Annotated in this window: 11 protein-coding genes and 1 other RNA gene; 7 read left to right on the forward strand and 5 right to left on the reverse strand. The window is 60.2% G+C overall.

What is annotated here, in order from left to right; translation table 11 throughout:
* The first annotated feature begins 107 nt into the window (after positions 1-107).
* The 4 genes from ACFZPT_RS08040 to ACFZPT_RS08055 all read left to right on the forward strand — a co-directional run bounded on the left by ACFZPT_RS08040 (position 108) and on the right by ACFZPT_RS08055 (position 7,164).
* Positions 108-1,967, forward strand: a complete 1,860-nt coding sequence (locus ACFZPT_RS08040; protein WP_034095948.1) for a DUF1302 domain-containing protein — start codon at positions 108-110, stop codon at positions 1,965-1,967.
* A gap of 28 nt (positions 1,968-1,995) precedes the next feature.
* Positions 1,996-3,360 carry a DUF1329 domain-containing protein gene (locus ACFZPT_RS08045; RefSeq protein WP_379555163.1) on the forward strand — a complete coding sequence of 455 codons (1,365 nt, stop codon included), beginning with the start codon at positions 1,996-1,998 and terminating at the stop codon, positions 3,358-3,360.
* A gap of 313 nt (positions 3,361-3,673) precedes the next feature.
* Positions 3,674-6,403 carry a LuxR C-terminal-related transcriptional regulator gene (locus ACFZPT_RS08050; RefSeq protein ID WP_034111797.1) on the forward strand — a complete coding sequence of 910 codons (2,730 nt, stop codon included), beginning with the start codon at positions 3,674-3,676 and terminating at the stop codon, positions 6,401-6,403.
* Positions 6,404-6,519: 116 nt separating this feature from the next.
* Complete coding sequence (locus ACFZPT_RS08055) at positions 6,520-7,164, forward strand: MBL fold metallo-hydrolase (protein ID WP_034095951.1); 645 nt, start codon at positions 6,520-6,522, stop codon at positions 7,162-7,164.
* Positions 7,165-7,205: 41 nt separating this feature from the next.
* Here the strand turns inward: ACFZPT_RS08055 and ACFZPT_RS08060 are convergent, their stop codons facing one another.
* A complete protein-coding gene (locus tag ACFZPT_RS08060) occupies positions 7,206-7,373 on the reverse strand; it encodes a hypothetical protein (RefSeq protein ID WP_156796371.1) in 168 nt (55 codons plus the stop codon).
* Here ACFZPT_RS08060 and ACFZPT_RS08065 point away from each other — a divergent pair.
* On the forward strand, positions 7,372-8,139 hold the full coding sequence (locus ACFZPT_RS08065) for an OmpA family protein (RefSeq protein ID WP_034095952.1): 768 nt from the start codon (positions 7,372-7,374) through the stop codon (positions 8,137-8,139). The genes ACFZPT_RS08060 and ACFZPT_RS08065 overlap by 2 nt on opposite strands.
* 69 nt (positions 8,140-8,208) lie before the next feature.
* Here ACFZPT_RS08065 and ACFZPT_RS08070 read toward each other — a convergent pair whose 3' ends face one another.
* From ACFZPT_RS08070 to ACFZPT_RS08085, 4 genes are all read right to left on the reverse strand, one after another.
* Positions 8,209-8,790, reverse strand: coding sequence for a BON domain-containing protein (locus ACFZPT_RS08070; RefSeq protein WP_034111799.1), 582 nt, complete (start codon positions 8,788-8,790; stop codon positions 8,209-8,211).
* On the reverse strand, positions 8,787-9,380 hold the full coding sequence (locus tag ACFZPT_RS08075; protein WP_007904374.1) for a phosphoheptose isomerase: 594 nt from the start codon (positions 9,378-9,380) through the stop codon (positions 8,787-8,789). Before ACFZPT_RS08075 ends, ACFZPT_RS08070 begins: the two co-directional genes overlap by 4 nt.
* 92 nt (positions 9,381-9,472) lie before the next feature.
* A complete protein-coding gene (locus ACFZPT_RS08080; protein ID WP_034111801.1) occupies positions 9,473-9,844 on the reverse strand; it encodes a YraN family protein in 372 nt (123 codons plus the stop codon).
* Positions 9,844-11,655 carry a penicillin-binding protein activator gene (locus ACFZPT_RS08085; RefSeq protein WP_099312820.1) on the reverse strand — a complete coding sequence of 604 codons (1,812 nt, stop codon included), beginning with the start codon at positions 11,653-11,655 and terminating at the stop codon, positions 9,844-9,846. Before ACFZPT_RS08085 ends, ACFZPT_RS08080 begins: the two co-directional genes overlap by 1 nt.
* 221 nt (positions 11,656-11,876) lie before the next feature.
* Here ACFZPT_RS08085 and rsmI point away from each other — a divergent pair, with 221 nt between their 5' ends.
* Positions 11,877-12,749: a 16S rRNA (cytidine(1402)-2'-O)-methyltransferase gene (gene rsmI / locus ACFZPT_RS08090; RefSeq protein WP_034096760.1), complete on the forward strand. Its 873-nt coding sequence runs from the start codon at positions 11,877-11,879 to the stop codon at positions 12,747-12,749.
* A gap of 96 nt (positions 12,750-12,845) precedes the next feature.
* An RNA gene (gene rnpB / locus ACFZPT_RS08095) (RNase P RNA component class A) lies at positions 12,846-13,199 on the forward strand.
* Positions 13,200-13,208: the final 9 nt, after the last annotated feature.

Below are 13,208 nucleotides of genomic sequence, written 5' to 3' on the forward strand. Positions count from 1 at the left end.
CCATGGAGGTTCAGTTGCCAGGCAGCATTGGAATCGTTGTATTCCGGCTGTTACACGCATCATCTAGAACTCACTGCCATAACAATAATGCACATGGAGTAGCGTCGATGACCTCAGTAAACCAGTTCTGGCGCCGGGCAAAATTGCCTCTGGCCGTCAGCCTCGCCTCTACGCTCGCCGGGCCCGCATTCGGCGTCAGCTTCAATATCGGTGAAATCGAAGGGAATTTTGACTCGTCGCTTTCCGTGGGGGCGAGTTGGTCGACAGCCAAGCCCAACAAGGACTTGATCGGCGCCAACAACGGCGGTCGGGGCTTGTCCCAGACGTCCGATGACGGCCACCTGAACTTCAAGCGCGGCGAGACCTTCTCCAAGATCTTCAAGGGTATCCACGACCTGGAGCTGAAGTACGGCGACACCGGCGTATTTGTGCGGGGCAAATACTGGTACGACTTCGAACTCAAGGATGAAAGCCGTGAGTTCAAGGACATCAGCGACAACAATCGCAAGGAAGGGGCCAAGTCTTCCGGCGGGCAGATTCTCGACGCCTTCGTTTATCACAACTATGCGATTGCCGATCAGCCGGGCAGCGTGCGCTTCGGTAAGCAGGTAGTGAGCTGGGGCGAAAGCACCTTTATCGGCGGCGGCATCAACTCTATCAACCCGATCGATGTGTCTGCGTTCCGTCGTCCGGGTGCCGAGATCAAGGAAGGCTTGATTCCGGTCAACATGTTCTACGTATCGCAAACCCTGACCGATAACCTCTCGGCCGAAGCGTTTTACCAGCTGGAATGGGACCAGACCGTTACTGATAACTGCGGCACGTTCTTCTCGCAGCCGGATGTGATTTCCGATGGTTGCAGCAATAACCTGCGGGTGCTGAACAAGCGTTCGACCATCCCGGGCGCAGCCTTGCCGACCTTGACTGCCTTGGGTGTGGACGTTAACAACGAAGGCGTACTGGTCCGTCGTGGCCCCGACCGTGATGCTCGCGACAGCGGACAGTTCGGCGTGGCGATGCACTACAACTTCGAACCGCTGGATACCGAGTTCGGCGCGTACTTCATGAACTACCACAGCCGTGCGCCGATTTTCAGTGCACAGGGTGCGCCGTCGTCGGCCTACACCCGTCCGCTGGGGCCGCTTGGCGCCTTGCGTCCACTGGTCGTGGCCGGTAACTCCAATTACTTTGTCGAGTACCCGGAAGATATCCGCCTCTACGGTTTGAGCTTCTCCACCACGTTGCCGACAGGCACCGCATGGAGTGGTGAACTGAGCTACCGTCCCAACGCACCGGTGCAGTTGAGCACCACCGATATCCTCTTCGCCGGCGTGACGCCGATCCCAGGCTTTGGCAACGCCTCCGTACTCAAAGGCACCCCTGGTCAGGACCTGCACGGTTACAACCGCAAGGAAGTGACCCAGTTCCAGACCACCTTCACGCACTTCTTCGACCAAGTGATGGGCGCGAGTCGCTTGACCACCGTCGGTGAAATCGGTGTGACCCATGTGGGCGGCCTGGAAAGCAAGTCCCAAGCCCGTTATGGCCGTGACCCGGTATTCGGCCCTGGCACCTTGCCAGGTGGCTTCTGCGACAGGCTTAACCTGTCCACCGCCAATGGCGCTGGCTTGCCCAATGCCTCAGGCTTGAACACCAATTGCAACAACGATGGCTTCACCACCGCCACCTCCTGGGGCTATCGCGCTCGCGCCATCTGGGAATACCCGGATGTGTTCGCCGGTGTGAACCTCAAGCCTAACGTGGCGTGGTCCCACGACGTGAAGGGCTACTCGCCAGGCCCTGGCGGTAACTTCGAGGAAGGTCGCAAAGCGGTCAGCCTGGGGCTGGATGCCGAATACCAGAACACCTACACCGCAAGCCTGGCCTACACCAACTTCTTCGGCGGCAAGTTCAGCACCGTGGATGACCGTGATTTTGTCGCCCTGAGCGTCGGCGCGAACTTCTAAGCACACTGAATTTCAGGAAGACCGGAATATGAAAATAACTAAAAGTCTGTTGCACGTAGGTGTGCTGGGGCTGTCGATCCTGGCGAGCAACGTTATGGCGGGGGTCTCGGCAGATGAAGCTGCCAAGCTGGGTACCAGCCTGACGCCGATGGGTGCCGAGATGGCCGGTAACGCTGCCGGCACTATCCCGAAATGGTCGCCGATGCCGACCAACGCCGGCGCTGTGGATGCCCGTGGTTTCCTTGCCAACCCGTACGCCAGTGAGCAACCGCAGTTCACCATCACCGCAGCCAATGTCGAGCAGTACAAAGACAAACTGGCGCCGGGGCAGTACGCGATGTTCAAGCGCTACCCGGAAACCTTCAAGATGCCGGTCTACCCGACCCATCGCGGCGCTACCGTGCCGGCCGAGGTGTTTGCCTCGATCAAGAAGAACGCCACCACCACCAACCTGGTGTCCGGTGGCAACGGCCTGGAGAACTTCGAAACCGCGGTGCCATTCCCGATTCCGAAAAGCGGCGTTGAGGTGATCTGGAACCACATCACCCGCTATCGCGGCGGCAGCGTGACGCGTCTGGTTACCCAGGCTACCCCGCAAACCAACGGTTCCTACAGCCTGGTGTACTTCCGCGACCAGTTCGTGTTCCGCGACAAAATGAAGGACTTCGATCCGAAGAACCCGGGCAACGTGCTGTTCTACTTCAAGCAGCAAGTGACCGCGCCGGCACGTCTGGCCGGTGGTGTGCTGCTGGTGCACGAAACCCTGGACCAGGTGAAGGAGCCGCGTTCGGCATGGGTCTACAACGCCGGCCAGCGCCGTGTGCGCCGGGCGCCGCAAGTGTCCTATGACGGCCCGGGCACCGCTGCCGACGGTCTGCGTACCTCCGACAACCTCGACATGTACAACGGCGCGCCGGATCGCTACGACTGGAAGCTGGAGGGCAAGAAAGAAATCTACATTGCCTCCAACAGCTACAAGATCGACGACCCTAAGCTCAAGTACGCCGACATCATCAAGGCCGGTCACATTAACCAGGACCTGGCGCGTTACGAGCTGCGCCGCGTCTGGCATGTGGTCGCCACCTTGAAGGAAGGCCAGCGCCACATTTACGCCAAGCGTGACTTCTACATCGACGAAGACACCTGGCAAGCGGCGGTGATCGACCACTACGACGGCCGTGGCCAACTGTGGCGTGTCGCCGAGGCTCATGCCGAGAACTACTACGACAAGCAAGTGCCGTGGTACGCCCTGGAAACCCTCTACGACCTGCAATCCGGCCGCTACCTGGCGCTGGGCATGAAGAACGAAGAGAAACAGGCCTACGATTTCGGCTTCACCGCCTCCACTAGCGAATTCACCCCGGCAGCCCTGCGTCAGGATGGTGTGCGCTAGGTTGCACGACCCAATGTGTGAGGGGCTGGCCCCCTCCCACATGGGATGCATTCCAGATTGAATGATAATTTGGCAAAGCTCGATCAAAGGGTGGGAGGGGGCTTGCCCCCGATAGCGGGATAACAGTCGGCATTTACGTTGACTGTTACCGCGTTATCGGGAGCAAGCTCCCTCCCGCTTTTTGCCTATCGCGATATTTTTTGTCGCAGTTCTTTTTCAGGCAATTGTTGCAAAGATCTACAAAGCGGCGGCTTTTACCGCTAGTCTGCGGACATCTGCAATGCCGACAATAGCCTTCAATAAGAGCCCGGCGATGACTGATCTGTCCCGAATCCAAGGGCCTGCCAGTGCGGTGATCCCGTCCCTGGAAGCTCGCTTTTACCGGCCGCCACTGCCTGACGGCTATGTGCTGCGACCGCGCCTGTGTGAACGGCTGAGTGCCGGATTGCAGGGGCGGTTGCTGCTGGTCAGTGCGCCGGCAGGGTTCGGTAAGAGCTCCCTTGCGATTGAGTTCTGTCAAAGCCTGCCGGCGCATTGGCAAAGCCTGTGGCTGGGCTTGAGCCCGCGGGACAGCGACCCCGGTCGTTTCCTCGAGCGCCTGCTCGAAGGCCTGCAACAGTATTTCTCTTCACTCGGCGCCCAGTCCCTAGGCCTGCTGAAAATGCGTCAGCGTCACCAGCCTTTTGCCTTTGAGGAGTGGCTCGACGGCCTGCTCGATGAGTTGGCCCAACACCTGTCCGCCCGCGCGCCGCTGTTACTGGTGCTGGACGACTATCACTTGGCCCAGGGGCCGGTGCTGGATCGTTGTTTGCAATTTTTCCTTAACCATTTGCCCGATGGCCTGGTAGTGCTGGTGACTAGCCGCCAGCGCCCGGACTGGCATCTGGCGCGCCTGCGGCTGTCGCGGCATTTGCTGGAACTGAACGAGCACGACCTGCGCCTGACCCATGCAGAATCCCTGGCGGTGCTGGATCGCCATAGCAACTCATTGCGCGGCGAAGCCCTCGATAACTTGATCCGTCGTAGCGAAGGCTGGGTGGCCGGTTTGCGTTTCTGGTTGCTGGCGGCCTCCGAAGCCGGCAACGAGAGTGCCTTGCCCCAGAGCCTGCATGGCGGCGAAGGGTTGATCCGCGATTACCTGCTGGAAGAGGTGATCGACTGCCTGCCTGCCGAGGTGCAGGCGTTTCTGTTCGACACCGCGCCCCAGGAGCGCTTTTGCAGTGACCTGTGCGACGCCGTGCGCGAAGCCCATGACAGCGCGGAGATCCTGCGTTACCTGCAATCTCACCAAGTGTTTCTAGTGCCTTTGGACGAGCAGGGCGTTTGGTTCCGTTATCACCATTTGTTCTCCGACCTGCTGCGCAGCCGACGCGAAAGCAGCCCTGTGCTGCCGGCCGCCAGCCTGCACCTGCGCGCCTGTCGTTGGTTCAACGCCCAGGGTTTGATCGACGAGGCGGTGGAACAGGCGTTGCGCGCCGGCCATCTGGATGTGGCGGCGAACCTGGTGCAAAACCTGTCCGAAGAACAACTGCTGGCCGAGCAGAATGTCGGTATGTTGCTGCGTTGGAAAATGGACTTGCCCGATAGCTTGCTGATCAGCACTCCCCGCTTGATCGTGCTCTACAGCTGGGCATTGGGGCTGGCCTGTCAGTTGGATGCGGCAGAAGAATTGTCCAGCTATCTCAGTCGGTTTCTGCCGGCACCCTCGGCCACTGCGCAAAAATCCATGCTGGCGCAGTGGCTGGCGCTCAGCGGCATCATTGCTCGTGGTCGCGGCGATCGCGAGCGTACCCAGCGCTATTGCAGCGAGGCCTTGGACAGCTTGCCGCAGCGCCGTTACGGCCAGCGACTGATGTGCCTGTCGACCCTGTCCAATCTGGCGATTGCTGACGCCGATTTATGGCGTGCCCGCGGTTTGAATCGCGAGTCGCTGGAGCTGGCGCAGCGCGTCGGCAACCCGCTGTTCGAGGCCTTGGCCCACTATGATCGCGCGCGGGTCCTGCAAGCGCGGGGCGAAATTCTGCGTTCCCTCGACGAAGTGCGCCAGGGCCTGCAACGCCTGCACGGTCTGGCGCCTCAGCGGCTGTATGCGGTACGGGCTCGCCTCTCGCTGTATGAAGGTTACTTGCTGCTGGTGCGGTTTCAGCCCGAAGCCGGCATGGTTCGCCTGCGCGCTGGACTGGCTGAAGCCCGTGCCTGTCGCGATATCAGTGTGTTGATCGGGCATTGCGTGATCGCCAGTTTCGAAGGGCGGCGCGGTGAGTTCCCTTTGGCGTTCGCCGAACTCGCCGAAGCCGAACGCTTGATGCATATCTGGGACGTGCCGCCGATCTACTACCTGGCCATGATCACTCTGATCAAGTGCGAATTGTGGCTGGCCCAGGGCCGCACCGATCTGGCCGAAGCCTGGCTGGCACGGTTGGAGCAAACCTACAACGGCGAGCACGCCGCCGCCGCGCCGGAATTCCACCCGCACCTGCCGCAGCATATCGGCCTGCAACAAGCGGCCCTCGACGCCACACGCCATCAGCGCGGCGCGGCTTTGCAGCGCTTGGAAGAACTGGCTCAGCAAGCCCACGACAGCGGTCGCCAGATGATCGCCCTGATGGCCTTGACTCAACAGACACAGTTGCTGCTTGAGGGTGCCCAGGAAACCAAGGCGCGTCTGATTCTGGCTCGGGCACTGGAGGCGGGAGCGGGCGGCGCGCTGCAACCTTTTCAGCGTCTGCTGGACGCCCACCCGGATTGGATGCGCGAACAACTGGCCCAGGACCCTCATGGCTTACTGAGTCAAAGCTTGCTGGCCTTGCTGCCCAAGTCAGTGACGGTGCAGCCTGCGCCAGCCCATGAAGCTCTCAGTGCGCGTGAGTTGGCGGTCCTGCAACTGATCGCCGAAGGCTGCTCCAACCAAGACATCAGCAACCGGCTGTTCATTTCACTGCACACGGTCAAAACCCATGCGAGCCATATCAATAGCAAATTGGGCGTCGAGCGGCGTACCCAGGCGGTGGCGCGGGCGCAGGAATTGCGCTTGATTGGTTAGGTATCAAGCGAGCGTGCTTGGAGTGGTTTGCGAAGCGTTCCAGTCTGTTTTAATAGGGCGATTGTTGCGGCGCTACCCGCCTGAGACACTGATTGATTTGCACTGGAAGACTGCCCATGGACAACACATCGCCCACGCTCATCCGCGAAACTTTCCCCGTCGGCCCGTTGCAGTGCAACTGCACGATCATCGGCGATCCCGTCACTAAAAAAGCCATCGTGGTCGACCCCGGCGGCAATCATGAGCTGATCCTGGCGCGCCTCGATGCGCTGGGGCTGAAAGTGGTAAGCATCATTCATACCCACGCCCATCTCGATCACTTCCTCGCTTCGGGTCAATTGAAAGAGAAGACCGGTGCCACCCTGCATCTGCACAAGGAGGACCAATTCTTGTGGGACAACCTGGAGATGCAATGTCAGATGTTTGGTGTGCCCTACACCCCGGTGCCGTCGCCCGACCGCTGGCTGGCCGATGACGAAGAACTGGCCTGCGCCTGCGGTGTGGCCTTGCACACCCCAGGGCATACGCCGGGCTCGATGAGTTTCTGGTTCGCCGATGCCAAATTGCTGATTGCCGGGGACACTTTGTTCCGGCGCGGCGTGGGGCGCACGGACCTCTGGGGCGGCGACCAGGCGACCATCGTGCGGTCGATCAAGCAGCGCCTGTACACCCTGGATGAGGGCGCCACCGTGGTGACCGGCCATGGGCCGGACACGCGGCTGGGGGATGAGATGCGCGAGAATCCGTTTGTTCGCGCCTGATGTAAGTGAGCGCACCGTTACAGCGAAAACGCAGGTTCTATTCAGGAGGCGTCTGCTAGGGTTTTGATAGCGGCAAATGTGACCAATGTTTTGTTACAGCCGCGGCAACGGTCATGGAATTTTTGCCGTTTGTCGCGTTCCAAACTCGGCACAGGTCCATTGCCAATGTCCTTTGCACCACAGAATGCAAAAGTAGGAGCTTCTTTCATGTTCACTCCGCGTCGTCTGCTTGTTGTCGCTACCGCCGTAGCCTTGTTGTCCGGCTGCGCTTCCCCTAATCCTTATGACGGCAGCAGCCAGGGACAGGCGAATAATGAATCCGGCGGTATGAGCAAGACCGCCAAATACGGCGGTCTGGGTGCCCTGGCCGGGGCATTGGCGGGCGCTGCCATCGACCACAACAACCGTGGCAAGGGTGCGCTGATCGGCGCGGTAGTGGCAGGTGCAGGCGCCGCCGGGTATGGCTATTACGCCGACCAGCAGGAAAAGAAACTGCGCGAAAGCATGGCCAATACTGGGGTTGAGGTGCAGCGCCAGGGTGATCAGATCAAATTGATCATGCCGGGTAACATCACCTTCGCGACTAACTCCGACGCGATCTCCAGCAGTTTTTACCAGCCGCTGAACAACCTGGCCAACTCGCTCAAACAGTTCAATCAAAACACCATCCAGATTGTGGGCTATACCGACAGCACCGGCAGCCGCCAACTGAACATGGACCTGTCCCAACGCCGTGCTCAGAGCGTGGCCAATTATCTGACCTCCCAAGGCGTGAGCCCGGCCAACCTGAGCGCACGCGGTGCCGGCCCGGATAACCCGATTGCCAGTAACGCCGACGTCAATGGCCGCGCCCAGAACCGTCGCGTGGAGGTCAACCTCGGTCCGATCCCTGGCCAGCAATACGGTCAGCCGGGCCAGCAGGCTCCTCAGCAGAATAATCAGTTCCAGGGCAATCCATACCAGCAGTACCAATAAACAGCAGGCATTAAAAAAGGGCGCCGTGCAATCCATGCACGGCGCCCTTTTTAGTGGGCGGCATTTACTTCAGTCGATGTACTCGAACACTTTAACAATCTTCTGTACGCCGGACACGCCTTGCACCAAATTGGCAGCGCGAGTGGCTTCCGCCTGGGTCAGCAAGCCCATCAGGTAGACGATGCCGTTATCGGTGACGACCTTGATGCGCGAGCCTGGGATGGCGTTGTCCGTCAGCATCTGGGCCTTGATTTTGGTCGTCAGCAGCGCGTCGTTGCTAATCGCCAGCAGGGTGATCGGGTCCATCACCTGCAATTCGTTGTGAACCTTCTTCACGCGCTGCACGGCCGCGGCGGCTTGTTCGGCCTGAGCCTTGAGGTCGGCGCGAGGTGTCTGGCCAGCCAGCAGCACCACGCCATTAAAGCTGGTGACGACGATGCGCGAGGCGCCATTGCCGAGGTCCGGCGCGGCCTTGGCGACGTTGACCTCGACCTTAGTTTCGATCAGTGAATCGTCGATCTTGCTGCCGAAGGTGCGCGTGCCCTTGTCGTCCTGGATGGGGGTGTCACGTGTCGCGGTGATTGCCGTGCTGCAGCCGCTGATGGCGAGGCACAGCGTCATGGCCAAAAGGCTGAGGCGGTTAACGGTCATTCTTCACTCCCGAACAGTTGGCTGTCGATCAGATCGCACAGGCAGTGGATCGCCAGCAGGTGGACTTCCTGGATACGTGCGGTGACATTGGCCGGAACGCGGATCTCCACATCTTCAGGCAGCAGCAACGAGGCCATGCCGCCGCCATCGCGTCCGGTCAATGCTACGACAATCATTTCGCGATCATGTGCGGCCTGGATCGCTTGAATAATATTCGCCGAGTTGCCACTGGTGGAAATCGCCAGCAGCACATCGCCCGGTTGGCCCAGGGCGCGGATCTGCTTGGAGAAGATTTCGTTGTAGCTGTAATCGTTGGCGATTGAGGTAATCGTCGACGAGTCGGTGGTCAGGGCGATGGCCGGCAGGCTCGGCCGCTCGCGCTCGAAGCGGTTGAGCAGCTCGGAGGAAAAGTGCTGGGCGTCGCCGGCCGAACCGCCATTGCCGCACGAAAGCATTTTGCCTTCGTTGAGCAAGGCATTGACCATGACCTGACTGGCTTGCTCGATGTGCGGTGCAAGTACGTCCATCGCCTGTTGCTTGGTGTCGATGCTGGCCTGGAAAAGCTGGCGAATTCGGGATTGCATGTCCATCTGTGTGACCTTAAGTAGCGCGGCTGTTTGGCACAGGAAAGTGCAGCCCGCAAAGCAAAGAGCAAAAGTGTGTGGTGAAGATGTCCGGCGAATCAGCTGTCGAAGGCGTTCGGGAGCCAGTTCAGATCAGCGGTACCCGACGGTGTGCTTTCTATGGCAACCACATCGAAACGGCAGGGGGCGTCGGCCCAGCGATGCTCTTCTTGCAGGAAAAACTGCGCGGCGAGTATTAGCTTCTGACGCTTGCGCCCGTCGATACTGGCGAGCGCGCCACCCCATTGTGCGTGTTTTCTGTAGCGGACTTCGACGAATACTACTGTATCGCCGTCAAGCATGACCAGATCAAGCTCGCCGCGTTTACATAACCAGTTCTGCGCCAAAAGGCGCAGACCCTGTTGTTGCAGGTAGTTCAGAGCTTGAAGTTCGGCATCCTTGCCGCTTTGCGCACGGGACCGCTCGGGCATCAGCGCGGGGTGTCCGGCAGACGCTGGATCTGACCACCGACGAACTTCGCCCATGGCATCTGGCGATCTACGCGTTGGTTGCCGCTGATTCCCAGGTTGCCCGAGAGACCGTCAATCCGAGTGTCCGGGAGCGCCTTGAGCTGGCCCAGGCGTGGCGCCAGACGATAGGCATCCACACCCATCGCGTAGAGACGGCCGAGGCTGCCATTGGCTTGTGGCCATTGTGCTGCAACTTGATTGCGCAGCGGGTCGGTGGTGTTGAGCAGCCAAGGGGTTTCACAGAACATTACGTTGGTCATGTCCAGGTATTGGTTCTTGTCGCCGCTGGCGCTGAATACGTGGGACGTTGCATACACGGGCACGTCGCCGGCGTACTGGAAGTTCAGGGTCGGTTTAATCTGTTGGGCCAGTTGCGGGGTTACGGCCAGGAAGATGAACTCGATGTCCTGGCGACGCGAAGGTTGTGCCGCCACGTCGGTACCAACGGCGTTTTGCAGGCTCTTGGCGCGGCCTTCGCTTTTACGCAGTTGGAACAGGTCGGCAATTTGCTGGGCCAGGGCGACCGGCTGGTCGACGTATTCCACACCCATCACCGTACCGCCATGAGCTTCCCAATCCTGACGGAAGGCTTTGTAGACCCGCTCACCCCATTCGCCACGCGGCACCATGGCGGCAGCGCGGTGCAGGCCATCAGCACGGGCACGACGCGAGACTTCGCGGGCTTCGTCTTCGGCGGCCAGGCCAAACTGGAACAACTGCGGTGGCGCTTGATCGGTCTCGCTGTAGTTCAGCGCCAAGGTGGTGATCGGCAATTGAGGGCGCGCGCTGAGCTGTTTGACCAGTGGTTTCTCCAGAGGACCGACCACCAGTTGCACGCCGGCGGCCTGGGCCTTGGCGTAGAAGTCGTCGATGGAGGTGATGCGGGAACTGTCGTAGAACTCGATCACTGGCGGTTTCTCCCCGGCCTGTTCGGCCTGGTAGTGAGCCGCCATGAAGCCTTCGCGCAACGCCTTGCCGACAGAAGCCAGCGGGCCGTCCTGTGGCAACAGCACGGCGATCTTGTTCAGGGGTTGGCTGGCCAGCTCCTTGAGCTTGATCAGTGGGGTCGGCAATTGCAGCGCTGCCGGATGGTTCGGGTTCTGCGCGCGCCAGGTATCGATAGCGGCCTGCTGTTGTTCCAGGGTGCCGGCGGCCTTGACCGACTGCGCCAGGGTGATCCAGCCGTCGAGCACCGGGTTGCCGCTGGCTTGCAGTTGGTCGGCCGGCACGGCGGCAATCAGGACCCAGATCGCTTCATGGTTGCTGTGGGCTGCGTCGCCAGTCAGCAATGGCGCCATGGCGACCCGTTCGCGGGCGGCGGCCAGAGTCTGGCCGTCTGCCTCATAAGCACGGGCATGCACGGTGCCAGTGCGAATTTGCTGTTCGGCCGGCAAGTCCTTGAGGTTCTGCAGGCTCGGGTGGCTCAGAGCGGCCAACGCGGCCTTAGGCTGGTTGCGGGTCATGGCCAGTTCGGCGGCCAGGGTGCTGGCGAATACTTGTGCAGCCGGTTTGAGAGCGTCCAGGGGCACTTGGGCAAGAATCTGCGACGAGCGGCCGGGATTGTTCTGGTGATAGGCCATGTCCGCCGCGCTCAAGCGCAGTAATGCCGCCTTTTCTGGCGTCTTGGCGGTGGCGGCCTGTTCGAGCAATTGCTCGATACTGGCGTCCGGAGTCCGAGGAAGGTCGCCAAGGCTGGACGAGGGCGAGCTGGCGCAGGCGGCCAGTAAGGCAGCGAGGCAGAGGGCGGAGAGCAGCCGCAGGCAAGCGATCATGTAAGTGTTCCTGATACCGATCAAATTAGCGTGGAATTGTACCCAAGCACTGGCCCAGGCGCGATGTTACTGGCGTGAAACCGTCGATTTAGGTCGTGCAAATGTTGCTATTTGTGGACTGCTGGTCATGGATGGCTGAAACGGCATCGGTTTCGATGGCATATTTTCAAAGCCTCTACGCGCTACAATGGATTTTTTTGCCAACCATCGAGGTGTGCGTTTTGACTGCTCCAGGTTCTCTGAATTCCACTGCAGGCTCGCTTTTTGTCGTGGCGACGCCCATTGGCAACCTGGACGACATCAGTGCTCGCGCATTGAAAGTGTTGCGCGACGTTAAATTGATCGCGGCGGAAGATACTCGGCACTCCCAGCGGCTGATGCAGCATTTTGGCATCAGTACTCCTCTGGCCGCCTGTCACGAACACAACGAGCGCGAAGAGGGCAGCCGTTTTATCGTGCGCCTGCTGGCTGGCGACGATGTGGCGTTGATCTCAGATGCCGGCACGCCGCTGATCTCCGACCCTGGCTATCACCTAGTCCGCCAAGCGCGGGCCGCAGGTATCAATGTAGTGCCTGTTCCGGGAGCGTGCGCGTTGATCGCGGCTTTATCGGCGGCTGGTCTGCCGTCCGATCGTTTTATCTTCGAGGGTTTCCTGCCGGCCAAGGCCGTTGGGCGTCGGGCGCGCCTTGAGGCGTTGAAAGAAGAACCGCGCACCCTGATTTTTTACGAAGCTCCGCACCGAATCCTAGAATGTCTGCAGGATATGGAGCTGGTATTCGGCGGGGAGCGTCTTGCGTTGCTGGCGCGTGAGCTGACCAAAACCTTCGAGACCCTCAAGGGCCTGCCCCTGGAAGCGCTGCGTGCCTTTGTAGAAGGCGACAGCAATCAACAGCGTGGTGAGTGCGTGGTGCTGGTGGCGGGCTGGACGGCGCCGGAAAGCGAGGATGCCGTCGGCAGCGAGGCCATGCGCGTGCTGGACTTGCTTCTCAAGGAGATGCCCCTCAAGCGGGCCGCGGCTCTGGCGGCGGAAATTACCGGCGTGCGGAAGAACGTCCTGTATCAAGTGGCGCTGGATAAACAGAAAGCCGAATAGTTCCGGGTTGAATGCGGCACTTCGTCCGATGGTGATGGCAGTCGGGTACTTTTAATACTTGTCCTGAGGCCGTCGTGCCGTTAACCTGCGCGGCGGAGAGTCGATTGGACAGTCGCTGCCCTCTATGAAAATTAGGGGGGGGAGGAAAGTCCGGGCTCCATAGGGCGAAGTGCCAGGTAATGCCTGGGAGGCGTGAGCCTACGGAAAGTGCCACAGAAAATAACCGCCTAAGCACTTCGGTGCCGGTAAGGGTGAAAAGGTGCGGTAAGAGCGCACCGCACGACTGGCAACAGTTCGTGGCTAGGTAAACCCCACTTGGAGCAAGACCAAATAGGGTCCCAAGGCGTGGCCCGCGCTGGGACCGGGTAGGTTGCTAAAGATGTCCAGTGATGGTCATCGTAGACGAATGACTGTTCAAGACAGAACCCGGCTTATAGATCGACTCTCCACCTTATTTCC

The sequence above is a fragment of the Pseudomonas sp. MD330_10 genome, from assembly GCF_042610415.1.
Lineage (GTDB): Bacteria > Pseudomonadota > Gammaproteobacteria > Pseudomonadales > Pseudomonadaceae > Aquipseudomonas > Aquipseudomonas rhodesiae.